Annotated in this window: 15 protein-coding genes; 4 read left to right on the plus strand and 11 right to left on the minus strand. The window is 72.1% G+C overall.

Going from position 1 to position 26,551, the window contains the following annotated elements; translation table 11 throughout:
- Positions 1-540: 540 nt before the first annotated feature.
- On the plus strand, positions 541-1,590 hold the full coding sequence (locus tag ACZ5Y0_RS23350) for a LacI family DNA-binding transcriptional regulator (protein ID WP_469130623.1): 1,050 nt from the start codon (positions 541-543) through the stop codon (positions 1,588-1,590).
- A gap of 218 nt (positions 1,591-1,808) precedes the next feature.
- A complete protein-coding gene (locus ACZ5Y0_RS23355; RefSeq protein ID WP_469130624.1) occupies positions 1,809-3,857 on the plus strand; it encodes a glycoside hydrolase family 31 protein in 2,049 nt (682 codons plus the stop codon).
- A gap of 389 nt (positions 3,858-4,246) precedes the next feature.
- Here the strand turns inward: ACZ5Y0_RS23355 and ACZ5Y0_RS23360 are convergent, their stop codons facing one another.
- From ACZ5Y0_RS23360 to ACZ5Y0_RS23390, 7 genes are all read right to left on the minus strand, one after another.
- Positions 4,247-4,960: a glycoside hydrolase family 12 protein gene (locus ACZ5Y0_RS23360; RefSeq protein ID WP_469130625.1), complete on the minus strand. Its 714-nt coding sequence runs from the start codon at positions 4,958-4,960 to the stop codon at positions 4,247-4,249.
- A gap of 45 nt (positions 4,961-5,005) precedes the next feature.
- A complete protein-coding gene (locus tag ACZ5Y0_RS23365; protein WP_469130626.1) occupies positions 5,006-7,198 on the minus strand; it encodes a glycosyl hydrolase family 95 catalytic domain-containing protein in 2,193 nt (730 codons plus the stop codon).
- A complete protein-coding gene (locus ACZ5Y0_RS23370) occupies positions 7,195-9,162 on the minus strand; it encodes a beta-galactosidase (RefSeq protein WP_469130627.1) in 1,968 nt (655 codons plus the stop codon). Before ACZ5Y0_RS23370 ends, ACZ5Y0_RS23365 begins: the two co-directional genes overlap by 4 nt.
- On the minus strand, positions 9,162-11,369 hold the full coding sequence (locus ACZ5Y0_RS23375) for a WD40/YVTN/BNR-like repeat-containing protein (RefSeq protein WP_469130628.1): 2,208 nt from the start codon (positions 11,367-11,369) through the stop codon (positions 9,162-9,164). Before ACZ5Y0_RS23375 ends, ACZ5Y0_RS23370 begins: the two co-directional genes overlap by 1 nt.
- A gap of 238 nt (positions 11,370-11,607) precedes the next feature.
- The gene (locus tag ACZ5Y0_RS23380; RefSeq protein WP_469130629.1) at positions 11,608-12,543 is read right to left on the minus strand and encodes a carbohydrate ABC transporter permease; all 936 of its coding nucleotides are present in this window, start codon (positions 12,541-12,543) and stop codon (positions 11,608-11,610) included.
- The gene (locus tag ACZ5Y0_RS23385; protein ID WP_469130630.1) at positions 12,540-13,574 is read right to left on the minus strand and encodes an ABC transporter permease; all 1,035 of its coding nucleotides are present in this window, start codon (positions 13,572-13,574) and stop codon (positions 12,540-12,542) included. Before ACZ5Y0_RS23385 ends, ACZ5Y0_RS23380 begins: the two co-directional genes overlap by 4 nt.
- A gap of 27 nt (positions 13,575-13,601) precedes the next feature.
- On the minus strand, positions 13,602-15,296 hold the full coding sequence (locus tag ACZ5Y0_RS23390; RefSeq protein ID WP_469130631.1) for an extracellular solute-binding protein: 1,695 nt from the start codon (positions 15,294-15,296) through the stop codon (positions 13,602-13,604).
- A 383-nt stretch (positions 15,297-15,679) separates the two neighbouring features.
- On the opposite strand from ACZ5Y0_RS23390, the gene ACZ5Y0_RS23395 reads away from it, so the two are divergent.
- Entirely contained in the window at positions 15,680-18,517 is a 2,838-nt protein-coding gene (locus ACZ5Y0_RS23395) for a glycoside hydrolase family 3 C-terminal domain-containing protein (RefSeq protein ID WP_469130632.1), read from the plus strand.
- Between the two features lie 76 nt (positions 18,518-18,593).
- Here ACZ5Y0_RS23395 and ACZ5Y0_RS23400 read toward each other — a convergent pair whose 3' ends face one another.
- The 4 genes from ACZ5Y0_RS23400 to gabT form a co-directional block, all read right to left on the minus strand.
- Entirely contained in the window at positions 18,594-20,039 is a 1,446-nt protein-coding gene (locus ACZ5Y0_RS23400) for an aldehyde dehydrogenase family protein (RefSeq protein WP_469130633.1), read from the minus strand.
- A 299-nt stretch (positions 20,040-20,338) separates the two neighbouring features.
- On the minus strand, positions 20,339-21,007 hold the full coding sequence (locus tag ACZ5Y0_RS23405) for a phosphatase PAP2 family protein (RefSeq protein WP_469130634.1): 669 nt from the start codon (positions 21,005-21,007) through the stop codon (positions 20,339-20,341).
- A gap of 12 nt (positions 21,008-21,019) precedes the next feature.
- Positions 21,020-21,892: an alpha/beta fold hydrolase gene (locus ACZ5Y0_RS23410; RefSeq protein WP_469130730.1), complete on the minus strand. Its 873-nt coding sequence runs from the start codon at positions 21,890-21,892 to the stop codon at positions 21,020-21,022.
- 498 nt (positions 21,893-22,390) lie between these two features.
- The gene (gene gabT, locus ACZ5Y0_RS23415) at positions 22,391-23,725 is read right to left on the minus strand and encodes a 4-aminobutyrate--2-oxoglutarate transaminase (protein ID WP_467518679.1); all 1,335 of its coding nucleotides are present in this window, start codon (positions 23,723-23,725) and stop codon (positions 22,391-22,393) included.
- A gap of 277 nt (positions 23,726-24,002) precedes the next feature.
- On the opposite strand from gabT, the gene ACZ5Y0_RS23420 reads away from it, so the two are divergent.
- Complete coding sequence (locus ACZ5Y0_RS23420; RefSeq protein ID WP_469130635.1) at positions 24,003-26,501, plus strand: ATP/GTP-binding protein; 2,499 nt, start codon at positions 24,003-24,005, stop codon at positions 26,499-26,501.
- The last annotated feature ends 50 nt before the right edge of the window (positions 26,502-26,551 follow it).

Raw genomic sequence — 26,551 nt, forward strand, 5'->3', positions numbered from 1 at the left:
GTGAGGAGCTTGCGCCGGTCGAGTGTCAGGGTGAAGGCTCCGAGGTCGGGGGGAGCCTGGGTGGTGTCGGAGCGGCGGACGGACGAGCGGGCGTTCCGGCCGACGCCCCGGTGCAGGTCCCGCGGGCACCGTCCAGGCTGGCGCTGCCGCGCCTGGTGCCCGGCGGCCCGCGCCCTGACGGTCAGGCCGGATCACGGTCTCGTGGCTGGGCCGGCCCTGCCCAACGCGTCGGGGCTCCCTCCGACCGGTCCTGCCCAATGCGTCGGGGCTCCCTCCGACCGGCCCTGCCCGTTGCGTCGGGGCTCCTTCCGGGGGACCGTTCCGGTACACCCGTTCGGTTGCGGTCGCGGGCGCAAGAGGTCGCCAAGGTCGCGGAATCGGTCCGCGGAACCGTCCCGGCGCAACGCCCGAGAAACCGCGTCGAAGCGCTTCGACAACCTATGGACACCCACTCTCGCTAGAGCTACTGTCAAAGCACCCTCACCCGCCCCTGTTCCCCCCGCGCACTGTCGAAGCGCTTCACACATTTTGGAGAGCTGGATGGTCACCCTCGCCGAGGTCGCCCAGCACGCCGGAGTCTCGGCGAGCACGGTGAGCTATGTCCTCAGCGGCAAGCGGTCCATCTCCGCGACCACCCGGGAGCGGGTGGAACAGAGCATCCGCCAGCTCGGCTACCACCCGAACGCGGGCGCGCGAGCCCTGGCCAGCAGCCGGTCGAACATCATCGCGCTGATGATCCCGCTGCGCACCGACATGTACGTGCCGGTGATGATGGAGATCGCCATCGCGGTCGCCACCACGGCCCGTACGCACGGCTACGACGTCCTTCTCCTCACCGGCGAGGAGGGCCCCGACGCCGTGCGCCGCGTCACCGGCAGCGGACTCGCCGACGCGATGATCCTCATGGACGTCCAGCTCGACGACGAGCGGCTGCCGCTGCTGCGCGGTGGGGGCGCCCCCGGTCGGGCGAAGTCGAGAGTCGGGGACGACCAGCCGTCGGTTCTGATCGGGCTGCCCGCCGACACCACCGGGCTGACCTGTGTGGACCTGGACTGGAGCGCGACCGGCGCACTGTGCGTGGAGCACCTGGCGACGTTCGGCCACCGCGACATCGCTGTGATCGGCGAGGCACCCGCGGTGTACGAGCGGCACACCGGTTTCGCCGAGCGCACCCTCGACGGACTCCGGTCCCGGGCGAAGGAGCTGGGGCTGCGGGTACTGCACCGCCCCTGCGAGAACGGATACGACGCGATGGCGGTGACGCTGGCGCGGATCCTCGACGAGCGGCCCGGCACCACCGGCTTCGTCGTGCAGAACGAGTCGGCGGTCGAGCCGCTGCTCGCGCTGCTGAGGCAGCAGGGGCGGGCCGTCCCCGAGGACGTGTCGGTGGTCGCCATCTGTCCCGACCAGGTCGCCGTGCAGGCGTCGGTGCGGCTGACGTCGGTCGCCATCCCCGCGCAGGAGATGGGGCGGCGGGCGGTGGAGCACCTGGTCGCCAAGCTCGCTGGCCGGGGCGTCGACGACGTGGTGCTGCTCCCCCCCGAGCTGACGGTCCGCGCGAGTTCGGGCCCCGCTCCGGCCGCTTCCTGACGGTCCGGCCCGCGGGTTCCGCCCGACCCGCGGAATCCGCAGGACCGTACGTCGTCCACGTCCCCGAGCCTCGCCGGTGCCACGCCCGTGGCACCCCCTTGCCCGCACCGCCCCCTCCTCGCTTCCTCCCCTCCTCGCTTCCTCGCCCTCCTCTCCGCCTCCCCCTTGTCCCTTCCTCCTCCATGTCTCACTCCTCCAGGAGCACAGGAGCACGCCACGTGAATCAGCCTGCCGAAAACCAGCCTCAGGTCAGCCTGGCGCAGTCGTCTCCCACCGTCGGTACCTTCCGTGAGCGCGACGGTGCGCTGGAGTGGAGCGGCCGTCAGGAAACCGTCCGGCTCGAGCCATGGGGTCCGGACGGGGTCCGGGTCCGTGCGCGGTTGGGTGGTCCCGTCCTCGACGGCCTGCCCGGCGCGTTGCTCGCGGAGGCGCCGCCTGCCTCGTCCACGGTCAAGATCGAGCACGGTCGGGGGCGGCTGACCGTCGGCGCGCTGACCGTCGAGGTGGACGCGGAGGGCCTGATCCGGTTCCTGGACACCTCCGACGACCGGGAGCTGCTGGCCGAGGAGCGCGCCCACTTCTGGTGGCCCGGCTCACGGCTCTACACGGCCGTCGGCAACGGCCACCACCGCCTGGAGCAGCGGTTCGCCGCCTACGACGACGAGAAGCTGTACGGCCTGGGCCAGCACCAGCACGGGCGTCTCGACCAGAAGGGCCTGGTGCTCGACCTGGTCCAGCGCAACGCCGAGGTCGGCATCCCGGTGCTCACCTCCAGCCGCGGCTACACCCTGCTGTGGAACAACCCGGCGATCGGCCGCGTGGAGCTGGCGCACAACGGCACCCGCTGGGTGGCCGACTCGGCACGGCAGATCGACTACTGGGTCACCGCGGGCGGCCCCGCCGACGCCCAGCGACGCTACAGCGCGGTGACGGGCCGCACGCCGATGCTGCCGGAGTGGGCGGCGGGCTTCTGGCAGTGCAAGCTGCGCTACCGCACCCAGGACGAACTCCTCGCGGTGGCCCGGGAGTACGGACGGCGTGGGCTGCCCCTGGACGTCATCGTGTGCGACTTCTTCCACTGGACGCACCTGGGCGAGTGGAAGTTCGACCTGAAGGAGTGGCCGGACCCGGCCGCGATGGTCCGAGAACTGGACGAGCTGGGCGTCAAGCTGGTGGTGAGCGTCTGGCCGTCGGTGTCCCCGCTGTCGGAGAACCACCAGCTGATGGAGCAGCGCGGGTACTTCATCGGGACCCAGTACGGCCCGATGGCGCACGCCGACTGGCCGGACAAGGAGGTCGCCTCCACGGTCCAGGTCGCCTTCTACGACGCCACCAACCCCGATGCCCGTGAGTTCGTGTGGTCGCGGATCCGCGACAACTACCTGTCCCCGTACGGGATCACGGCGTTCTGGCTGGACGCCTGCGAGCCGGAACTGAAGCCGGGATTCCCGGAGAACCTGCGGTACTGGGCCGGTCCTGGCCTGGAGGTCGGCAACATGTACCCGGCCGAGAACGCCCGCACCTTCTACGAGGGCCTGCGCGCGTCCGGCTGCGGCGACGACGAGATCATCACCCTCAACCGCTCGGCGTGGGCGGGCAGTCAGCGCTATGGTGCCGCCCTGTGGTCGGGTGACATCGGCACCGACTTCGCGACCCTGCGCCGCCAGATCACGGCCGGTCTCAACACCTCCCTGTCGGGCATCCCCTGGTGGAACACCGACATCGGCGGCTTCCACGGCGGCGACCCGGACGACCCGGAGTACCGCGAGGTGATGGTCCGCTGGTTCCAGTTCGGCGCGCTGTCCCCGCTGATGCGCCTGCACGGCTTCCGCGACCCGGGCATGCCGCTGGGCCCGGAGATGACCGGCGGCCCCAACGAGGTGTGGTCGTACGGCGAGGAGGCCGGCGCGGTCCTGGAGAAGTACCTGCGGCTGCGCGAGCGGCTGAAGCCGTACGTGCTCCAGGTCATGCGGGAGGCGCACGAGGAGGGGCTGCCGGTGATGCGGCCGCTGTTCCTGGAGTTCCCGGAGGACCAGGCGGCCTGGTCCGTCGACGACTCCTATCTCTTCGGCCGGGATCTGCTGGTCGCCCCCGTCCTCACCGCGGGCGCGACGGCCCGTACGGCCTACCTCCCGGCGGGCGCGCGGTGGACGGACGCGTGGACGGGTGAGACGTACGAGGGCGGCAGAGCCGTGACGGTCGACGCCCCGCTGGACCGGATCCCGCTGTTCCTGCGGGACGGGGCGCGGCTGCCGGTGGCCGAGTAGCCACGACGGGCGCACGGACGCGGCCGGTCCCCCCCCCCAGGGGGAGGGACCGGCCGCGTCCTTTCGGTGTGTGCCGGCGGCACCGAGGGCCGGGAGCGGACGAGGGCGCGGGTGCGCAGGGCGCCGCGGTGCTGCTCGTGGCGGACCTGGCCGACACCAGGGCGAGCGCCGACACCGGGGCGAGCCGCGGGCCGTAGGCCGCGGTCGTGCGCTCGACGGTGGCGGGGCGCTCGGGGGGAGCCCGGCGACGGGGTGCCGTGCGGAGGAGGGGGCGCCGCGGGTGCCGCCGTCGCGGGGCCCGGTGTGGCGGGCGGCGCGGCGGCGGCGATCGGTGCCGTGCGGAGGGGGGTGGGGTGCGGATGGGATCCGCGGGACCCCACCCCGCTCGGTCAACTGCTGCTGACGGTGAGGCTGTTGGTCTGGAAGTTCAGGCCGCCGGAGGACGAGGTGATCTCGAAGCCGAACTGGACGTCGCCGATCGTCTCGTTGCCCATCCAGTGCTTGGTGTCCTTGATCCACTTGAGGATCGGGAGGATGCTCACGGTCCCCGACGAGGAGTTCGAGGTGCGGATGAAGGAGAACACCTCGTTGGCGCCGTTGTTGCCCTTGTAGACGGTCCAGGTGTGGCCGCCCAGCGTCACGTTGCCCTGCGAGGTGCCGAGGGGCCCGACGGCTCCGGTCTTGTTGACCCAGAGCATGATCTCGTAGTCGTAGTCGGTGTCCCAGATGTCGTACGAGGAGTTGTAGGCGCCGGACGACGGGACGGTGACGTTGTAGCTGCTGTTGAGGGAGCCCAGCGAGGTGATCGTCTTGTTGATCACCTTCTTGGCGTTCGGGTAGGACTTGATGCCGCCGGTGTTGGGGTGGTTGGCCCAGACGCCCCAGTTGGTACCGGAGTTGGCCCAGAAGCACTGGCTGCCGGCGCCGGAGCCCCAGATGTTGTTGTAGAGGGTGTAGCCGTTGAGGCTGGTGTTGCCCCACTGGTCGCAGGAGTTCCAGACGGCTGCCTGGGCGGGGGCCGCGGCGAGGCCGATGGTGGCGCCGAGCGCCAGGGCGGGGGCGAGCAGGGCCTTGGTGACCCTGCCGAAGGTGCGAGATGCCATGGTGTCCCTTCCATGGGTGGGGGGAAATGCTGGGATTGTGGGGATCTACCACGTCCCCAGGGTGAGGACGTGGTCTTCTCCGGCGACGAGGTCGAGTGGCTCCGTGCCGGAGGAAGTCCACACTTCGATGCGGTGCGTGCGGTGCGGCCTGAGGACGGCTCGGGCTCCGCTGGGGCCCCAGGCGAGGTCGAGTTCGGCGCCGAACCGAGTCCGTACGCCGCGGAGTTCGCCCGCCGGGAGGGCGGGGCCGAGGGCGGGCAGGAGGACCAGCCGGTCGGGAGTCGACTGGACGAGCGCCTCGATGAGCACGGCGGGCAGGGTGTGGGCGGCGTCCGCGTTGTAGACGTCGCGGTGGGGGTAGTGGGCGCTCATCAGGGAGGCGTGGAAGAAGTCGCCCTCCAGCACCCGGGCGAGGGCCTCGGTGACGCGCCGGCCGTCGCGCAACCGGGCCGCGACCAGCGCGTGGTGGAGGTGACCGTGCGCGGAGTCGTTCTCGGAGCCGCGCAGTTCGAGCGCGCGGTGGGCGGCGGCGGCGAGCCGGGGCGTGTCGTAGGGGTTGATCTCGTCGAGGGGCCAGACGGCGTAGAGGTGGCTGAGGTGGCGGTGGTCGTAGGTGTCGTCGAGGCCGGGCCAGGCCCATTCGGCGAGGGCGCCGTCGGCGTTGATCCGGTGCGGCGGGAGGCGGTCGGCGAGGGCCCGTCGGCGGGCCGCCTGGTCCGGGTGGTAGGTGGCGGCGGTGTGGAGCGCGTGCCGCGCGGCGGACAGGTCCATGGCCGCGTTGATCGCGCCCCAGCCGGCGCCTGCGGGTCGGTTCTCCGGTGAGTAGGACGGGACGACGACGAGGTGCCCTTCGGCGTCGGTACGGGTCAGGAAGTCCTCGTAGAAGTCCGCGACTTCGGCGAGCGTGGCGGCGGTGCGGGGATCGCGTCCGCCGCGGGTCTCGTCGTGATCGACGAGCGGCTTGAGCAGCCAGTCGGCGCCGGCCGTCCACAGCTGGTGCGGGTACTCCCGCTGGAAGTGGTACGTGTGGCCGGACTCGCCGTCGGTGTGCGTGGGGGCGACGACGCCCCGCGCGCCGAAGATCGCACGGGCGTTGTCTCGCCAGTGCGGCAGCTGCCCGTCGATCAGTGCGGCGAGGGCGCGGGTGACTTCGGGGAGGGCGGCTGCGGCGGCGGACGCCGTCTGGAGGTTGAGGTTGGCGTTGGTGGTGAACGCGCCGGCCCAGGCGGTGTCCCAGTCGCCGGTCCACAGGCCGGTGAGGCGGGGCGGGAAGAGGCCGCTGGCGCTGAGGAGGTGGTAGCGGCCGGCCGCGAAGAGTCGCTCCAGCAGTGCCGTGCCGCCGGGCCGCTCGAGCAGCCTCGAGCCGGGCAGGGCGCGTTCGCCGGGGTCGGCCCCGAGGTCGAGGCTGACGCGTTCGTAGGCGGTGCGGTGGAGTGCCGTGTGCCGGTCGAGGAGATCCTCGTACGACCGTCCGGCGAGGACGGCGCGCAGGGCGCGGGTCTCCTCGGTGACGTCGAGGTCGCCGGTGTGACGGCGGACGCGGGTGAGGAGCAGGACGGAGTCGGCTCCCTCGACGCGGGCGCCCGGAGCCGCGAGGGAGATTCGGCCGCCGGTCAGCGCGACCAGGGTGACGCCGGTGTACGCGCGGTCGCTGTCCGGGTAGCGGGCGCGGAGGCTGAGGACGGCGCCGTCCGGGGTGAGCAGCGCGCCGTTGCCCACGCGCAGGCGCGCGGGCACGTTGGGGAGCCGGTGGTCCAGGGTGATGTCGAGGGTGGGTCCCGGCGCGGTGACGTGCTGGACGATCACGTCGTCCGCGCGGGAGACGAACGCGCGGCTGGTCCAGCAGCCGGCGGCGGCGGTGATCTCACCGGTGGCGAAGTCGACCCCGCGGCGGTAGTCGCGGGCGGCGGCGTCCGTTCTCCGGAGTCGGACCTGGAAGGCGGGGTGGAAGGGCTGCACCCATTGCAGGGGCCGTCCGTCGGTGAAGTCCTCGGCCGCCGTGAGGTCTCCGGCGAGCAACCGGTCCTGGAGGGCCGGCAGTTCCTCGGCGAGCCGCGGGGGCTCGGCGTGCTCGGCGCCGTTGGGGCGGACGAGGGTGTGATGGGTCACGACGACACGGTCGTCGTCCGGGTCGCCGAACGCGAGGGCGCCGTGGTGGCCGTTGCCGCTGAGGAAGCCGTCCTCCCAGCGCGCGGCCGGGCGTGGCTCCCAGGTGCCGTGGACGGGACCGGCGGTCATGACGCCAGCACCGCGACGCCGTAACGGCCGAGGGTGATCCCGTCCGTGACGTCGGAGTCCGTCAGGAGGTCCCGGTGGGTCCCCGGCACCTCGACGGTCACGGACTCGCGCCCGTGGTTGAGCAGGAACAACAGGTCCGCGCGGCGGACGGCCTCGACCTGGGCGGGCAGGCCGTCGAGCACCGGGGGCGCTCCCGCGCCGGCCGCGATCCGGGCGAGCAGCTCGCGCAGGGACTCGGGTTCGGGGAGCGTGGAGACGTACCAGGCGCGGTCCTTGTGGAGCACGGCGGGCAGGCCGTCCAGTTCTCCGCCCTTGTACGAGACCTCCGCCACGGCGTCCTCGGTCTTCTCGATCTCCTCCGACCACAGGGTGCCGCGGAAGCCGTCGCACTCGGCGTGCTCCCCCGGGTCCAGCGGCCACCACTCGTGCAGGGTGCGGATGCCGAACAGCTCACGCAGCCGGGCGTCCATGCCGCCGGGGCGGACCCGGTCGTCCTCGTCTGCGACGCCGGTCAGGAAGCCGCTGACCAGGGTGCCGCCGCCGCGGACGTAGCCGAGGAGGTTGTCGATGGCGGCGTCGGTGAGGAGGTAGAGCTGCGGGACGACGACCAGCTTGTAGCCGCTGAGGTCGTGTTCGGGATGGGCGAAGTCGGTGGTGAGGTGGGACTCCCACAGGGCGCGGTGCCAGGCGTGCAGGACGGCTGGGTGGTCGACGTGCACGGAGGGCCGGCCCTCCTGCGAACCCGCCCACCAGGCGTGCCAGTCGTGCAGGACCGCGATGTCGTTCACGGTATGACGTCCCGTCACTCGGCGCGAGATGCGGGCCAGTTCGGCGCCCAGCTGTCTCACCTCCTGGTAGGTACGGCCCTCCTCCCCCGCATGGCTGACCATGCCCGAGTGGAACTTCTCCGCGCCCTGGCGGGACTGGCGCCACTGGAAGTAGCAGACGGCGTCGGCGCCGCGGGCCACGGCCTGGAGGGACCAGAGGCGGTTGAGGCCGCGGGGCTTGGGGTGGTTCACCCCGCGCCAGTTGACCGGGCCGGCCGCCTGCTCCATCAGCATCCAGGGGCCGCGGGCCTGCGAGCGGGTCATGTCCTGGACGAGGGCACCGTGCTGGGCACCCATCGGGTCGCGCGGGTCGGGGTAGAGGTCGACGGATACGACGTCCTCCTCACCGGCCCAGCGCCAGGCGTCCTGACCGGCCCACAGGGGCATGAAATTGCTGGTCACCGGGATGTGCGGGGTGGCCCGGCGGACGATGTCCCGCTCGGCGGTGCAGCACTCCAGGAGCATGTCGGAGGTGAACCGCTTGAAGTCCAGCACCTGGGTGGGGTTCTTCAGGTAGTGGGCGTGGCGGGGCGTGTGGATCTCGGCCCAGTCGCCGTAGCCCTGGCTCCAGAAGGCGGTGCCCCAGGCCTCGTTGAGGCCGTCCAGGGTGCCGTACCGGGCCTGGAGCCAGCGGCGGAAACGGGCGGCGGCCTCGTCGCTCCAGTCGTAGGTGCAGTACTCGTTGTTGATGTGCCACATCGTGAGGGCCGGGTGGCCGCCGTAGCGGGCGGCGAGGCTCTCGGTGATGGCGGCCGCGTAGCGGCGGTAGGTGGCGCTGGAGTGCGAGAAGTGCTGGCGTCCGCCCCACCACTCGGTGCGGCCGTCCTGGTCGACGGGCAGCGTGTCCGGGTGGAGGTGGCCCATCCAGGGCGGCGGTGAGGCGGTGGGGGTGGCCAGGACCACCCCGATGTCGTGGTCGCACATCAGGTCCATGAGCCGGTCCAGCCAGCCGAACTCCCGCGCCCCTGGGCGAGGTTCGATCTTCGCCCAGGAGAAGACGCCGAGGGTGACGGAGTTGACGCCGGCGGCCCTCATCAGCCGCACGTCCTCGTGCCAGGTCTCCTCGGGCCACTGCTCGGGGTTGTAGTCCCCGCCGTAGAGGATGCGGCCGTTCGTCACCGTGCTCAGGGCGGGCATCAGACGGGCTCCCCGTACTGGATGCCGCGCCCGTTGGTGGCGAGGTAGACGCGGCCGTGGATGCGCGGGTCGCCGGTGATGGCCTCCCCGGTCCAGCCCCACTGATGGCGGTCGTCATTGATCCGCACCCAGGTCTTCGCCCCGTCGTCCGAGCGGTGGACGGCGGTGCTGCTCCCGACGGAGCCGACCTGGTAGATCGCGGGATAGTCGGCCCCGGCGGCGGCCTTGCCGAAGCCGAGGACGTAGGAGGCGCGGCAACTGTCGACCTTCGCGAAGCCGGCGCCGCCGTCGGTCGACCGGTACAGGCCGTTCCACTTGGCGCTCAGCCACAGGTCACCGGCGCGTCCCGGTGCCGCCGCCACCTTGAACTGGATGTCCCCGGAGGGCAGTCCGGTGGCCCGCGCGGCGAAGGTCACGCCGCCGTCGGAGCTGGCGAGCAGCGTTCCGGAGTCGGTGTCGTAGGCGTAGAAGACCGCCGGGTCGACCGGGTCGGCGACCGGTGTGGCGCCCTTGGGGAAGGAGGGGACCTCGGTCCAGGTCGCGCCGTTGTCCGCCGAGCGGTGCGCCGAGTACCGGGTGCCGTCCCAGTGCGCGAAGGACCACAGCAGGACGCTGCCGTCGGCGTTGGCGGCGATCGGTCCCGGCGCGTCCTTGGCGATGGCGGGCTGGGCCGCGAAGGGCGCCCAGTTCCGGCCGCCGTCCCGCGAGAAGGCACCGTTGCCGTGGTCGCCCCAGCCCGCGCGGACCACGTACGACGGCCTGCGCGCGGCCTGAGCGAGTCCGGTCGCCGAGCCGAAGACGGGGTTGGTGGCCATGCCGCGTGAGGGGGAGGCGGTGAGCCGCTCGTGGTACATCACGCCGATGTCGCCGAGCCCGCTGATCAGGTGCGCCTCGCCGGTCGGCGGCGAGATCAGCTGACGCACGGCGGTCTCCTCGAGGCCGCGGATCTGGGGGGCCCAGTGCCTGAGGTCGCGCGTGCCGTAGAGGGTGGCGCCGGTGCCGTACACGACGTGTTCGGCGTCGTACGGGTCGACGGCCACCGCCTGGATCCACCAGCCGAACTTGGGGCGGTCCTCGCCCCACGTGAGGTAGGGCGTCTCACAGACGTCGAGGACCGCGGTGTCCTTGAGGGAGGTCCAGGTGCGGCCGCCGTCGGTGGTGCGGTACAGCGTGTCGACCGCCGCCCAGCGGTTGTTGGTGGAGACCACGACGGTGCCGGGGCGGCGGGCGTCGACGGCGGCCCCGCCGTAGCCGAAGGCGTCGGCCGAACCTTCGCCGCCGGGCTTGACCGGGGTGACCTCCGTCCAACCACCGGTCGCCGTCGCCAGCTTGTGCACACTGCCGTCGGACTGGCCGTTGGGGCCGGGGGTGTTGGCGTACGTCACGTACAGCTCACGTGCGTGCCGGTCGTACGCGGCGCGGATCGGGACCCTCGCGGCGGTGCCGGAGGGCTGTCCGGGGACGGGCTCCCAGGTGGTGCCGTCGGCCGTCCGGAAGAAGTTGGGCCCCGTGCCGTCCGAGTCGCCCCAGCCGGCGTAGAGGGTGCGGCCGGCCGCCACGAGGAGGGTGACGCCCTGGCCGGTGGGGCTCGGGGTGGCCGGGAAGGTGTCCGCGGCCTTCCACGTGGCGCCCCTGTCCGTGGAGGTGAGGAGTCCGTCGTGGCGGGTCCCCAGCCAGAGGGTGTCGCTGTCGCGCGGGTCCACGAGGAGGCGCTCGCCGGTGCCGCGGCCGTCCTCGTTGGCGCCGAGCCTCACGGTCAGGTCGGTGCGCGTCCAGGTGGCGCCGCGGTCCTCGGAGCGCAGGATCGCGCCGTTGCCGGCCCAGGACTGGGCGTAGGCGCCGAGGGCGAGGTAGACACGGTCGGGGTGCGCGGGGTCGACGGCGAGGGCCTCCACGCCGAGGAGGTTCCAGTCGTCCCAGCCGAGGTGGTCGGTGAGGGGGGTCCAGCGGGCGGTGCGGTCGTCCCATCGGTACGCGCCGCCGATGTCCGTGCGGGCGTAGGCGAGACCGCGGACGGTGGGGTGGAAGAGGACGCCGGTCACGAAGCCGGTGCCGCCGATGACGGCGGTGCGCCATCGGTAGGCGGGGGTGGCCGGTCGCTGCTCCGCGGCGTGCGTACGGGTCTGGAGGGCGGGGGTGCCGGAGAGGGCCGCGGCGGCTGCCGTCCCGGCGAGGACGGTGCGGCGGGAGAGGGGGGAGGTGGACATGGGTGACCTCGCAGGGGGCTTGGGGAGAGGGCCGGGGCGCGTGGTGCGGGTGGGCCGGGCCGGGAGGGGTGGGTCGTACGACCGGGCGTTGCGGGGGTGCCGCCCGCGCCCACCCGTGCCGTGCGGGCGACCGGGGTGCGTGGGACGTACCGCAGGAGCGCGGGCGAGCGCGCGGCCGGCCACCGACGGGCCGCGGCCGACGCGCCACCCGCGGTCCCGCCCGCACCGCCGGGGGCGGTTACCCCTTCACCGCCCCCGTCAGCATCCCCTTCTTGAAGTGTTTCTGGACGAACGGAGACAGCACCGCCACCGGCAGCAAGGCCATCACCATGACCGCCATCTGAACGGCCAGCGCCGACAGTTGACCCGTCTTGATGGCCTGCCCCATGCCCACCGGCGCCTCCTGCTTCTGCACCAGTTGGATCATGACGTTCTGTAGCGGCATCATGTCCTGGTCGTTGAGGTACAGCGAGGCGTTGAACCAGGCGCTCCAGTAGCCGACGGCGTAGAACAGCGTGATCACCGCGAGGACGGCGCGCGACAGCGGCATCACGATCTGCCACAGGATGCGGAAGTCGCCCGCCCCGTCGATCCGCGCGCTGTCGATGAGTTCCTGTGAGATCCCCATGAAGAAGCCGCGCAGAACCAGGATGTTGAAGACACTGATCGCGCTCGGGAGGATCAGCGCGAGGTAGGTGTCCGTCAGGCCGAGGGACTGCACGAGCAGGTAGGTCGGGATCAGTCCCGCGCTGAAGAACATCGTCGCCAGCAGGGTCATGAGGATCCAGCGGTGCGCGAGCGATCCCGAGCGGGAGAGCCCGTAGGCGCACAGCACGGACACCGTCATCGAGAACGCCGTACCGACGACGGTGATCAGGACGCTGATGACCGCGGCCCGGGTGACCTGGCCACCGCTGAGCAGTTCCCGGTAGGCGATGAAGTTGATCTCTTCGGGGATCATCACCAGGCCGCCGGCCTCGTCGATGGTCTTCCGCGAGGAGAGGCTGGTGACGAGGACGATCCACAACGGGAAGACGATCGCGAGGCAGGCGAAGCCCAGGGCGATGCCCTTGCCGGCGAGGCCCGCCCTGCTGGGCTCCTCTTCCCACACGGGCCGCGGCGGAGCGGCCCACCGGCCCGGCGTGCGCACGGGTTCGTCGGTCACGGTGCTCACTTCTTGTACACCCCCTGCTCGCCCATGAGATGGGCCACCTTGTTCGCGATGAGCACGAGGCCGAGGCTGATCACGCCCTTGATCAGACCCGCGGCGGCCGCGTAGCCGAAGTCCTGGTTGCGGACGCCGTTCCACCACACGAAGGTGTCGAGGACCTCCGACGCCCCTGGTCCCACCGCGTCGCGTTGCAACAGGATCTGTTCGAACCCGACGGTGAGGGCGTCGCCGACGCGGAGCACCAGCAGCAGGGCGATGACCGGCCGCAGGGCGGGGAGGGTGACGTGCCACATACGGCGCCACCGGTTGGCGCCGTCCATCGCTGCCGCCTCGTACAGGTCCGGGTTCACCGAGGCCAGGGCGGCGAGGAAGACGATGATGCCCCAGCCGGCGTCCTTCCAGACGCTCTGCGCGGTGATGAGGAACTTGAAGGTCTCCGGGTCGGTCATGATGTCGATGCCGTCGTACCCGTGTTGTCGCAGCACTTGCGAGAGGATTCCCGCGCCGCCGAACAGCTGCTGGAACACGGCGATGACCAGCACCCAGGAGAAGAAGTGCGGCAGGTAGAGGATCGCCTGGGACACCGCCCGCACCCGTGGCCTGACGACGCTGTTGATGAGCAGCGCCAGCATGATCGGGATCGGGAAGTAGAGCACCAGCTGGAGGAAGAACAGCACGAGGGTGTTTCGGACCGCCTCCCAGAACGCCGAGTCCTCGAACAGCCGCCGGAAGTTCTCCAGACCCACCCACGGGCTGTTCAGGATGGAGACGACCCCGTTGTCACTGACGTAGGGGTCGTAGTCCTGGAAGGCGACCACGTTGCCGAGGATCGGCACGTAGTTGAAGAGCAGGATCAGCGCCACCGCGGGCAGCGTCATCAACAGCAGGACGCGGTCGCGCCGGAACCTGGTCCGCAGGCTCAGTCTGCCCGAGGGCCGTCTCCCCCCGGAACCGGTGGCTCCGCCGGGCGTCGCCGGAGTCTTGTCCGTCTCGTCGGCCTCGGGCCTGCTCCGAGGCACCGTGCTGTGGGCCACGGCCGTTCTCCTTGCCTCGGTTCCGGGTCAGCCCGCCGCCGTACCGTTCTCGTCGAGCAGCTTCTGGTACCAGTCGCGGAGCTGGTCGCCGCCCTTCTTCTTCCAGTCGGAGACAGCCGCCTGCATGTCGCTGATCTTCTTGCGGCCGCGGACGATGTCGTCCTCCAGCTGCTCGAAGTCGTTGGACAGGTTGGTCCAGCGGCTGGGCTCGGTGATCTGCATGCCGTAGAAGGCCGGCTTCTTGGTGAAGGCGCCCATCCGCTGCTGCCACTCGACCTGGCCCTTGGCGATGTCCGGGAAGTCGGGGTGGGCGATGGTCGACGCCGGGCTCGCGATCATCACGAAGGCGTTGCTGACCTCCTGGTTGCCCTTGTCGTTCTTGACGGGCACCCCGTCCTTGACGGCGTAGTGCGTGCCCTCCACGCCGTAGTTGGTGAGCATGTACTCCTTGGTGCCGTACGGGGCGGCGGTGACGTTGGCGACGGCCAGCACGTCACGGATGACCGACTCGGAGGCCTTCCTGTTGACGAAGGAGAAGATGTTGGCCGGCTGGGTGGCGTAGATGACCGGGTCGCCGCCGCCGTGGCCGAAGATGTCCATGCCCCATATCCGGAAGTCGGGGTTCTGGGTGGCCTGCGAGGCCTGCTGCCCGTACCAGCTGGAGATGTCGTTGTTGTAGATGAGGAACTCACCGGCGGCGAACTTGGTGCTCGGGTCGACGGCCTGGCTCTTGCCCAGCTTGAAGTCGGGGTGGACGTACCCGGCGGCGAACAGCTTGCGGGACCACTCCAGCGCCTCGAGGTAGGAGTCCAGCTCGATGCGGTTGACCAGCTTGCCGTCCTGGACGATCCAGCCGAGCGGCTTCTCCGCGCCGGACGGCACGCCGAAGCTGTTGAACGCCGTCCACTTCATGTCGCCGCAGGCCCACACCCTGGCCTTGGCGTTGGTGATCTCCTTGGCCAGGGCCACGAACTCGTCCGTCGTCCTCGGGACCTCGTAGCCCTCCTTGTCGAAGAGGTCCTTGCGGTAGAAGGGGACGATGTTCGCCACGTACGACGACGGCATCGGCAGGCCGCGCAGCTTGCCGCCGAAGATGGACCGCTGCCACGCGTCGGTCGGGATGGCCGCGAGGTTCGGGTACTCCTTGATCGCGTCCCCGGACAGGTACGGGCCCAGGTCGGCGAACTTGCTGAGGATGGCGCTGGGTATCTTGCCGCCCATGTTCCAGCCGGGGACGACCACCACATCGGGCACGTCGCTGGAGGCCAGCACGGCTCCGAGCTTCTGGTCGTAGGTGTTGCCGTCCTGGTTCTGCCAGACGACGTCCACGCCGGTGAGGGCGTTCATCGCCGTGTAATAGGGGTTGCCGCCCTTCGGCGGCGACCCCCAGAACGGCGACATCACGGTCACCTTGCCGCCCTTGCCGAGCTTCTCCGGTACCGACGTCTTCAGGCCATCGAGGTCGAGCTTGCCGGTGAAGCCGACTGAGGAACCGTTCCTGGAGGGGATGTCGGGCGTCACCACACTGCCGGCGACGAAGGTCGGCAGGATCTTCTTGGCGTCCTTGCCCGAGGTGGTGCCGTCGCGCGAGCCACTGTCCGAACCGCCGCAGGCGGCGAGCAACGGCATCCCTCCCGCCACCGCTGCGGTGGCGACCGCCGTGGAGGCGAGGAAGCTTCTCCGGCTGGGCCCGGAGGAGGCGGAAGCGGCGTTCGGCGTCATTGCGTCAACCCTTCATGGCGCACCAGGACACCCGGCGGTGGCCGTCGGCTGCGGTGTCTCGAGTGGAACTGGCCGAGCTGAAGCGTCCCGGTCCCTGATCGTCGGAGATCTGCCTGCCTGAAGGTGGCGGCTCCATACTGACCGGGGATCGTCGAAGCGCTTCGATGTTGCTGCGAGGTTAAGTGAAGGCCTGGGGGCGCACAAGGGTCGCTCCCAAGATTCCTCCGAGGCATCCGGGTTTCCCGCACACTCCTGTAGGGCTTGCCAAGGCACCCGCGAGTCACAGTTGTTGCCGTGGGGTCTCTTGACACCCGCCCCAGGATCGAATGAGCATCGAAGCGCTTCGAAAGCGTCTCCCGGCTCCACCACAAAGGGAACCCCACGTGACCGCACCCACGCCGCCCACCCCGCCCTTCCGCGATCCGCAGCTGCCGTTCGCGAAGCGCATCGACGATCTGCTGTCGCGACTGACCCTCCAGGAGAAGATCTCCTTCCTGCACCAGTTCGCGCCCGCCGTGGAACGGCTCGGCGTCGGGGCGTTCCGCACCGGCCAGGAGGCGCTGCACGGAGTGGCGTGGATGGGCCCGGCGACCGTGTTCCCGCAGGCCGTGGGGCTGGGCTCGACCTGGAACCCGGAGTTGGTGCGGCGGGTCGGCGAGGCGGTGTCCAGGGAGGTCCGCGCGATGCGGGCCCGCGACGAGCGGGTCGGCCTCAACGTCTGGTCGCCCACGGTCAACCTGTTGCGCCACCCCCTGTGGGGCCGCAACGAGGAGGGCTACTCCGAGGACCCGAGGCTCACCTCCGCCATCGCCACCGCCTACACGCACGGTCTGCGCGGCGAGCATCCGACCTACTGGCGCACGGCTCCGGTGCTCAAGCACTGGCTGGCCCACAACAACGAGACGGGCCGGGACGTCACCTCGGCCTCGGTCCGGCCGCGTGTGCTGCACGAGTACGACCTGCGTGCCTTCCGCGAGACGGTCGAGGCGGGCGCGGTGGCCGGGGTGATGCCCGCGTACAACCTGGTCAACGGACGCCCCAACCATGTGTCGCCGTATCTGCGCGAGCAGCTGCGGGCCTGGACGCAGCAGGAGCTGCTGGTCTGCTCGGACGCGGGCGCGCCCTCCAACCTGGTCGACTCCGAGCACTACTACGACACCCACGAGGAGGCGACGGCGGCCTCGCTGACCGCCGGGGTGGACAGCTTCACCGATCACGGCACGGACGGATCGAAGATCGTCGAACGGGTCTCGGGGGCGTACGAGCAGGGGCTGCTGACCGAGGCGGACATCGACGCCGCAGTCCGTCGTCAGCTCTCGGTGCGGTTCCGGCTGGGCGAGTTCGACCCGCACTACGACCCCTACGCGGGCACCGGCGACTTCGACACGCCGGCCCACCGGGCCCTCGCACGGGAGGCGGCCGAGCAGGCGGTGGTGCTGCTGCGCAACGACGGTGTGCTGCCACTGGCCGCGGACGCCCGGATCGCCGTGGTGGGCCTGCTGGCCGACGAGTGCAAGCTCGACTGGTACAGCGGCACCCTGATCCACCGCTCCACTCCGCTGGAGGGGCTGTACGAGCGGTTCGGCGCGGAGCGCGTGGAGTTCGCGGAGGGCGTGGACCGGGTCCTGCTCAGGACCGCTGCCGGCACGTTCCTCACGGTGCCGGCCGCCCCCGAGTCCACCGATGAGGTGCGCGGCGCCGCGGGCGCCCTGGACCCGGCGCTGCTCGCGGGCCGCACCGACCTCCCCCCGCTCACCGCCGGCCCCGTCGGCACCGAGTTCTCCCTGGTCGACTGGGGTGACGATGTGCTCACCCTGCGCGCCCCCGACGGCCGCTACCTCTCGGTCGCCGAGGACGGTTTCCTGCGCGCCTCCGCCGACGAGCCCGGCGGCTGGGTGGTGCAGGAGACGTTCCGCCTCGAAGCCCACGGCGACGGTCACCTCCTGCGGCATCTCGGCACGGGTCGCCACGTCTGTGTCGCCGCCGACGGCGTGAAGGTTGCCGAGGAAGAACCCGAGGTGTTCGGCCTCGTCGTCACCGAGCGCGGTGAGCAGGCGGTGGCGCGGGCGGCGGCCGGGGCGGACGTGGTCGTGGTGGTGGCGGGCAACGACCCGCACATCAACGGCCGCGAGACCGAGGACCGTACGACGCTGCGGCTGCCCGGCCACCAGGAGCGGCTGCTGGCGGCCGCGCGGTCCGCGAACCCCCGCACGGTGCTGGCGCTGGTGTCGGCCTACCCGTACGCGATCGAGCCGGAGCACCTGTCCGCGGTGCTGTGGACGGCGCACGGCGGACAGGCCGCGGGGGCCGCCCTGGCGCGCGTCCTGGCCGGTGACGTCTCCCCGGCGGGCCGGCTCCCGCAGACCTGGTACGCCGACGACGCCGACCTGCCCGACCTGCTGGACTACGACGTGATCGGCGCCCGCCAGACGTATCTCTACTTCGAGGGCACTCCCCTGTTCCCGTTCGGGCACGGCCTGTCGTACACCTCCTTCGCGTACGACGACCTGGCGGTGCGGGTCGGGGAGGGTTCCGTGCGGGTCTCCTTCACGGTGACCAACACCGGGGAGGTGACCGCGGACGAGGTCGCGCAGCTCTACGCGCGGGCGGTGGACCCGTCGGTCACCCGTCCCCGGCGCGAACTGCTGGCCCACCACCGGGTCACGCTGGCCCCCGGCGCCCGGACGGCCCTGTCCTTCGAGATCCCGCTGTCCGCCTTCGCGTTCTGGGACGTGGCGCGGGGCGACTGGCGCCGCGAGCCGGGGCCGTACGACCTGCTGGTCGGCGCGTCCAGCGAGGACGTGCGGCTGCGGACGACGGTGACGCTGGACGGCGAGCCGGCCGCTCCGCGTCCCGTCCTGCGCGACGGACTGACCGCCGTCGACTTCGACGAGCAGAGCGGCACGGAGATCGTGGACCGGACGAAGGTGTCCGGCGACGCGGTGACGCCTGCGGCGGGCGGCACGGCCGAACTGCTCTACCGCGCCTGCGACTTCGGCGCCGGCGTCACGGGCGTACGGGTGGCGGTGGCGGGCGGGGGCACGGTGGAGGTCTCCCTGGCCGACGGGCCGCCGCGGGCGACGCTGACCCTGGGTACGCCCACGGCGGGGCCCTACGCCTACACCACTCTCGACGCCCCCTTCACCGCCGAGGGTGTCCACGATCTGCGCCTCAGGCTGCGCGGCCCGCTACGGCTCGCGCTCGTCGGCTTCTCCGGTTGAGGGTCCGGAGACGGCCGACGCGACGAAGGGGCCCGGCACCGTTGGGCATCGGTGCCGGGCCCCTTCGTCGGACGCGTCAGAGAGCGAGACCGGTCAGGACCAGCACGCGCTCGTAGGTGTAGTCGTCCATCGCGTACCTCACGCCCTCGCGGCCCACACCGGACTGCTTGGCGCCGCCGTACGGCATCTGGTCGGCGCGGTAGGAGGGCACGTCGCCGATGATCACGCCGCCGACCTCCAGCGCCCGGTGGGCACGGAAGGCGGCCTGGAGGTCGTGGGTGAACACGCCCGCCTGGAGGCCGTACTTGGAGTCGTTGACCGCGGCGAAGGCCTCGGCCTCGCCGTCCACCCTGCGCACGGTGAGGACCGGCCCGAAGACCTCCTCGCAGGAGATCGTGGCGCTCGCCGGTACGTCGGTGAGGACGGTCGGCGCGTAGGAGGCGCCGTCGCGCTTGCCGCCGGTGAGGAGGGTGGCGCCCGCCGAGACCGCCTCGTCGACCCACGACTCGACGCGTCGGGCCGCGTCCTCGCTGACCAGCGGGCCCACGTCGGTCTTGTCGTCGGACGGGTCGCCGGTGACCTGGGCCTCGACGGCCGCGACGATGCGCGGCAGCAGCCGGTCGTGGACGGAGGCGTCGGCGATGACCCGCTGCACGGAGATGCAGGACTGGCCGCCCTGGTAGTTGGAGAAGGTCGCGATGCGGGTCGCGGCCCAGTCGAGGTCGGCGTCGCTCGCGAAGTCGCCGAGGACGACCGCCGCGCCGTTGCCGCCCAACTCCAGGGTGCAGTGCTTGCGGGGCACCGAGTCCATGATCGCGTAGCCGACCTTCTCGGAGCCGGTGAAGGAGATCACCGGCAGCCGCTCGTCCTGGACGAGGTCGGGCATGCGGTCGTTGGAGACCGGCAGGATGCTCCACGAGCCGGCGGGCAGCTCCGTCTCGGCGAGAAGTTCGCCGATGACCAGGCCGGAGAGCGGGGTGGCCGGGGCCGGCTTCAGGATGATCGGCGCACCGGCCGCGATCGCCGGGGCGACCTTGTGGGCGCACAGGTTCAGCGGGAAGTTGAACGGCGCGATGCCCAGCACGACGCCCTTCGGGAAGCGCCGGGTGAGGGCCAGACGGCCCTGGCCGCCGGCGTCGGTGTCGAGCCGCTGGGCCTCGCCGCCGTTGAAGCGGCGGGCCTCCTCGGCGGCGAACCGGAACACGGACACGGCCCGGCCGACCTCGCCCCGCGCCCACTTGATCGGCTTGCCGTTCTCGGCGGAGATCAGCCGCGCGATCTCCTCGGTGCGTTCGGCGAGCCGCTTGCTGACGTGGTCGAGGGCGGCGGCCCGGACGTGCGCCGGGGTGGCGGCGAACTCGTCCCGCACGGCGTACGCGGCCGCCACGGCCTCCTCGACCTGCGCGTCGGTCGGCACGCTGACCTTGCCGACGAGACGGCCGTCCCACGGGGAGGTGACGTCGAAGCTGTCCTCGCCGCCGGCCTGGCGGCCGGCGAGCCAGAAGGCGTGGGTGGCCCCCACAGTGTTTTCCTGGGGCATATGAGAGTCCCGGCCCTTCCGCGAAGTGGGGTGTGCTGGCTTTTTCCTGCACCACGGTAGGCGTGCGGCGGCGAAGGAGCGCTTGTCCGAGTCGTAGTGGTGGGGCTGAGGCGTACGCCGGTTCGGCGGGGTCGGCCACCGCCCCACCGCCCTACCGCGCCGACGGGTCGCCGGGCGACCGGGCCGCCAGGGCTCCAGGCCGTCTGACCCCCGCGCCACCACGCCGCCGCGTCACCGCCACAGTGCTGCCGGCCGCCCGGATTCGGCGGTCGGCATGGTGCCTACCGCGCGATCCGCCGCAGGAACAGCCACAGCGCGCCCAGCAGCATCGCGCCCAGGCACCAGCTCGCGACGACGTCCAGTGGCCAGTGGTAGCCCCGCCGCACCAGGCCGAAGGAGACGGCCGAGACCAGCACGACGGCCGTGGCTGCCGCCGTCCGGCGGGCAAGCGCGGAGCCGAGCCAGGGCAGCAGGACGAGCGCCGCCGCGCCGTAGGCCACGGCCGCCGTCGCGGTGTGGCCGGACGGGTAGTACCCGGTCGCCGGCGGCACGGCGGGCGTGCCCGGCCGGTCCGTCCACTCCTTCAGGGGTACGACGATCAGGGGTACCAGCACCATCAGCGCGAACCCGGCGAGGGACGGCAGCCACCAGCGCGGTACGCCCGCCGACCGCGCCCGCCGGGCCGCGTACCCGGCGACCAGCACCAGCACGGGCACCGCCACCTGCACATTGCCCAGGTCGGACAGCAGTTCGGCGGCCCGGTCGGGATGGAGGAGGGCCCGGCTCAACCGCTCGTCCAGGGACAGGAGAGGCCCCGCGACGGCGACCTGCCAGGTGAACAGGGTGAGCAGGAGCGCGGACGGGCCGAGCAGGAGCGCGCCCCGGACGGGGCGTCCGGGGGCCGGTGGCGCCGGGGCGCTCTCGGCCTCCGGGTGGGAGCGGGTCGACATGGACCCAGCTTGTCAGGAACGGGTGTGCTCCAGGATCGCGGCGGCCGGCGGGGCGTGCACCGCGGGCGGCAGGGCGTGTCCCATGCCGGGGATCTCCACAAGGCGGGCGCCCCTGATCACCTGGACGAGGTGCTGCGGGTGCGGCGGCGGGAAGACCGGCTCGGCCGGCGCCGCGACGACGAGGGTGGGCACCTCGGTGCGGGCGAGCTGCCGGGTGCGGTCCATGCCGGAGGCGTCGGCACGGCCGTGCGCCGTACGGGTGCGGTGGTGCCCGGTGTGCTCGACGATCCCGCGCTCGAAGTCGCGGATGTACGCGGCGTCGAAGGGCAGCGCGTCACCGCTGAGCAGCCGCCAGTGCTCGACCCTGCGGTCCAGCTCGGCCTCCACGTCCAGATCGGGCGGGACGGGCCGGGACCACAGTTGCAGCACCCGCGGGTCGATGCCGGGCAGCTCCTGCACAGGCACCGGCACGCCGTCCGGCCGGACGTACGGCGCGGAGCTGAGCGCCTGGGTGCCCAGCACGGTCGCGGTGCGCAGCCGGTCGGGATGGTCGGCGAGCAGCAGTTGGACGAGCATCCCGCCCAGGGACATGCCGACGACATGGGCGCGGTCGACGTCGAGGGCGTCGAGGACCGTCACGGCGTCTTCCGCGAGCGTGGTGATCGGGTAAGGGTGCTCGTCGAACGCCCAGGTGGATCGGCCGGTGTCGCGGTGGTCGTAGCGGTCGACGCGGTGACGGGTGGCGAGCAGGTCGACGAACGGGTCGGGCCAGCCGGCTCCGGGGGCTTGTGCGCCCATGATCAGCAGGAGCGGGGGCGCGTCGGCGGGGCCACGCTCCTGCACCCAGAGGCGGATGCCGGGGGCGGCGTCGACGTAGCGGTGCATGGAGGCCTCCGGGGCGGCGGTCGGGTGGCTGTCCAATGACGAGACGATACGTATCGTATTGCTCTGCTCCAAAAAAGAGGACCCCGGTGCGTGAACCGGGGTCCGCCCTCAGTGGCCTGTGTCCGACAACTGCCGCTGCGAGAAGGAGGTCGGCCACCCCGGAACAGGGGGGTGGTTCCGAGGTGGCCGACCGGATCGGAATGCCGCGCGCCCCGGGGGGTTTGGGGCGGGCGGCCGTCCGATCGGTGAGGAGATCCGAAGCCGGAGGCTCCATCGTGTGCGCGAGGCACGACCAGGTCGAAGCTGGGGAGGCCCCGGCCTGGGGTCGCCCACAGTCCCCTGTGGGCGGGGTGTATCTCTCATCTGGGGAGAACCTACGGCAGCGACCGGCGGGACGACAGGCGGATCCCCCTCCCGCCATCCACCCCGCACACCTTCTTCACACGCTCTGCCCGGTCCGGGAATCCGTGGCTCCCGGACCGGACGCCCAGGACCGGCTCAGACCCCGGCGAAAGCCTGCTCGATGATGTCGAGGCCCTCGTTGAGCAGGTCGTCGCCGATGACCAGCGGCGGCAGGAAGCGCAGCACGTTGCCGTAGGTGCCACAGGTCAGGACCAGCAGGCCCTCCTGGTGGCAGGCCTTGGCGAGCGCGGCGGTCGCCTCGGGGTTCGGCTCCTTGGTCGTACGGTCCTTGACCAGCTCGATGGCGATCATCGCGCCGCGCCCACGCACGTCACCGATGATGTCGAACTTCTCCTGCATGGCGGTCAGCCGGGCCTTCATCGTGGCCTCGATCGCCTTCGCCTTGGCGTTGAGGTCCAGCTCCTTCATCGTCTCGATGGAGCCCAGCGCGCCGGCGCAGGCCACCGGGTTGCCGCCGTAGGTGCCACCGAGGCCGCCCGCGTGCGCGGCGTCCATGATCTCCGCGCGGCCGGTGACGGCGGCGAGCGGCAGGCCGCCCGCGATGCCCTTGGCGGTGGTGATCAGGTCCGGGACGATGCCCTCGTCCTCACAGGCGAACCACTGGCCGGTACGGCAGAAACCGGACTGGATCTCGTCGGCGACGAAGACGATGCCGTTGTCGGCGGCGAACTTGCTGATGGCCGGCAGGAAGCCCTTGGCCGGCTCGATGAAGCCGCCCTCGCCCAGCACCGGCTCGATGATGATCGCGGCCACGTTGTCCGCGCCGACCTGCTTGGAGATCTGGTCGATGGCCTGCGCGGCGGCCTCCGGGCCGGCGTTCTCGGCACCGGTCGGCCAGCGGTAGCCGTAGGCCACCGGCACCCGGTAGACCTCGGGCGCGAACGGGCCGAAGCCGTTCTTGTACGGCATGTTCTTCGACGTCAGCGCCATCGTCAGGTTCGTGCGGCCGTGGTAGCCGTGGTCGAAGACGACGACCGCCTGGCGCTTGGTGTAGGCGCGGGCGATCTTGACGGCGTTCTCGACGGCCTCGGCACCGCTGTTGAACAGCGCGGACTTCTTGGCGTGGTCGCCCGGGGTCAGCTCGGCGAGGGCCTCGGCGACCTCGACGTAGCCCTCGTACGGGGTGACCATGAAACAGGTGTGGGTGAAGTCGGCGAGCTGCGCGGAGGCCCGGCGCACGACGGCCTCGGCGGAGGCGCCGACGCTGGTCACCGCGATTCCGGAGCCGAAGTCGATCAGACGGTTGCCGTCGACGTCCTCGATGATGCCGCCGCCCGCGCGCGCCGTGAACACCGGCAGCACAGAGCCCACGCCCTGCGCGACCGCGGCGACGCGGCGGGCCTGAAGCTCCTGCGACTTCGGGCCCGGGATGGCGGTGACGACGCGGCGCTCCTGCGGAAGTGCGGTCATGGGGGGCTCCCTGATGATCTTGCGTACCGGGCGTACCGGGCGTACCGGGGTGCGTTCGTGCGGACGCACAGCTTCTTTTCTCGCAGGTTAGGACGGGGAAGGGGGTGCGGTCATGCTCCATGTGGGCGTTGTCGGCGGCGCCGGTTGTCCGTCGTGGACATTGCGGCTCCGGGGGCCGCGGCCAGGACCCGGCCGCGTAAGCGGTGAACTCCCCTTGCCGGGGCGTTAGATTGACTCGGCGATGGTGGACGGAGCGGCTGGTCAGGGGGCAGGAGCGATGGACAGCGACGGGACGCAGGACGCGCGGGGTACGCATGCGAATCCTGTGCCGCACCCGGCGGTGCCGCCGGAGCGCCCCACGACGCCTCCCGGTGTGCCGCCCCGGCCGGGCACCGCGCCGCCACTGCCGCCCGGCACTCCGCCCGGGCATGCGAGTACTCCGTCCGCGCCTGCCGGTGCTCCGTCCGCGTCTGCCGGGAAGCCGTCGGTGCCGCACGCCGGCGGGCCGGGCGCCCCGGCCCCCTCGGCTGTCGCCGCGTGGCTGAACGAGCCTCGTGCGGTCGCCGGGCCGGGCATCTGGCGGTTCGGGTACCGGCTGCCGAAGGCCGCGCGGGCGACGGAGCGGCTCGCGCCGGTCACCGTCGTCGGCCTGCTCATCCCCCTGGTGGTGGCGCTGGTGCTGTGGTCGCTGTGGCGCCGGGGCGGCCTGCCGTACCAGTTCGCGCCGCTGCGGCTGTTCACGCCGGACGACTGGTGGTGGGGCGGCACGATCGCCTCCCCGAAGAACATGGAAGGCGCCGAGGCCAGGGTGGTCTACGACGGCGTCTTCTTCGCCGTCCTGGTGTACGCGATGGGTCGGCTGGGCGGCTGGCCCGACGCCGTACGCCACTTCGTCGGTCGCCGGCCGCAGCCGGCGCGGGCGCTGCTCGCGCTGCTGGGCGCCCTCGTCGCCCTGAGCTTCGTGTTCCCGAGCGCCTTCCCGGGCGTGGGCTGGGACGCCCTGCCCGTCGTGGACCCCCTGTTCTCCCTCATCGCCCTGATCGCCGGCGGCTACGAACTCTTCGCCTCCCCGCTGTTGACCAACTCGCTGTACGCGGTGATCACCCTGCTCGTGGTGTGGCCGTTCGCGCTGGTCGGCCGCTGGTGGCCGTACCTGAGGGAACGACTCGCCGCCCGGCGTGCCGCCACCGGTCCCCGGACGCCGGCTCCGGTCGAGCGCCCGCGCGCCGAGTGGCCCGAGCTGCGCGACGCCGGGCAGCACGAGGCGGCCGACGTGCTGACGGCCGAGGTCGCGGCCGGGAGGATGAACGACGTGGACTGCGCGCGCGTCACGCGCGCGTGGACGACCGGCCGCCCGGACTTCCGGGACACCGTGATCCGGCAGGGCGGGGCCGCCTGGACCCACCCCTCGGGCTCCCGCGACCTGCCCCGGCGCAGCGGGCGCCACGACCTGCTCGCGCGCCAGGTCCGCATCGGACGGTGGGTGGCCGGCGAACGTGCCCCGGCCGCCTATCACGACGCGGGCGCCGCGCTCGGCCCGGACGTGCTGGGCACCTCGCTGCTCGCCGTCGGGCCGTCCGGCTCGGGCAAGACACGCACCCTGGTGGAGCCGGTCACCGAGGCGCTGGCCCTCGAGGCACTCACCGGGGCGTGCGCGCTCGTCGCCGTCTCGTCGCCCGGGAGCCCGCTCGTCTCCGACTCCGCCTTCGACGTCATCGTCCGGATCGGCGATCCCTCGTCGGTGCACGACCTCGATCCGTACGCGGAGTCCGACGACCCCGACGAGGCGGCCGCCGTCCTCGCCGAGGCCCTGGTGGGCGACCTCGACACGGTGGACGCCCAGGGCGCGGCCACCGCCCTGGCCCAGCTCCTCGGCCCTTACCGAGCGGTGCACGGCCGCTTCCCCGCGCTGCCGGCGCTGCGCGAACTGCTGGAGGGCGAACCGGCGGCGCTGTCCGCGCTGCGCGAGGCGGTGGCCGACGACGAGATCATGCGCCGCGAGCTGGACGCGCGCGTCCGGCAGGCGGGCGTGCCCGGCGATCCGGGCCGGGTCCTCGCGGACCGGCTGGCGCTGCTGAACCGGCCGGTCTTCGCCGACTTCTTCGGCGGGAACGGCAGGGCGGCGAGCGGTGCGCACCGGGTGTTCTCCCTGCGGGCACTCGCCCACCATCCGCTCCGGGTCCGCGTGGACCTGCCCGAGCGCGGCCACGAGGAGGCCGGCCGGCTGATCACCCGGCTGGTCCTCGCCCAGTTCCACGCGGTCGTACGGGAGGCGGCGGGGCGCGCGCACTTCGCCGCCCTGGTCCTGGACGACGCGACGGGCGCGGTCACCGCCGGGTCGGTGCGCCGCATCCAGCGGCTGCGCTCGCAGAACGCGGGCGTCGTGCTGTCGCTGCGCTCGATGGGCGACGTACCGGAGGCCCTGCACGGTCCGCTGTACGGGGCCGTCGGCTGCCGGATGGCGTTCTCCGGGATCACCACCTGGGACGGCAGCCGGTTCGCGCAGACCTGGGGCACCGAGTGGGTGGAGACGACGGAGGTCGCCAAGCACACCGTCTTCGCCGACCAGCCGATGACCCGCGCGCTGCACGCCCTGCGCAAGCTGGTGACCGGCAAGGCCGTGACCACGGACGCGGTGACCGTCCGCCAGGTGGAGCGGGAGCGGTGGTCGGCGTCCCAGTTGGCGCACGAGGTGCCGCCGGGGCACGCGGTACTGTCCCTGACCACGGTCCGGGGTGAGCACGCGCCACCGCTGCTGGTGGATCTGCGCGGCTGAGACGAGGCGCGGGGCATCCCTACGGTGAGGCAGAATCGGCACAGGACCTT

Source organism: Streptomyces sp. NPDC033216, assembly GCF_055577115.1.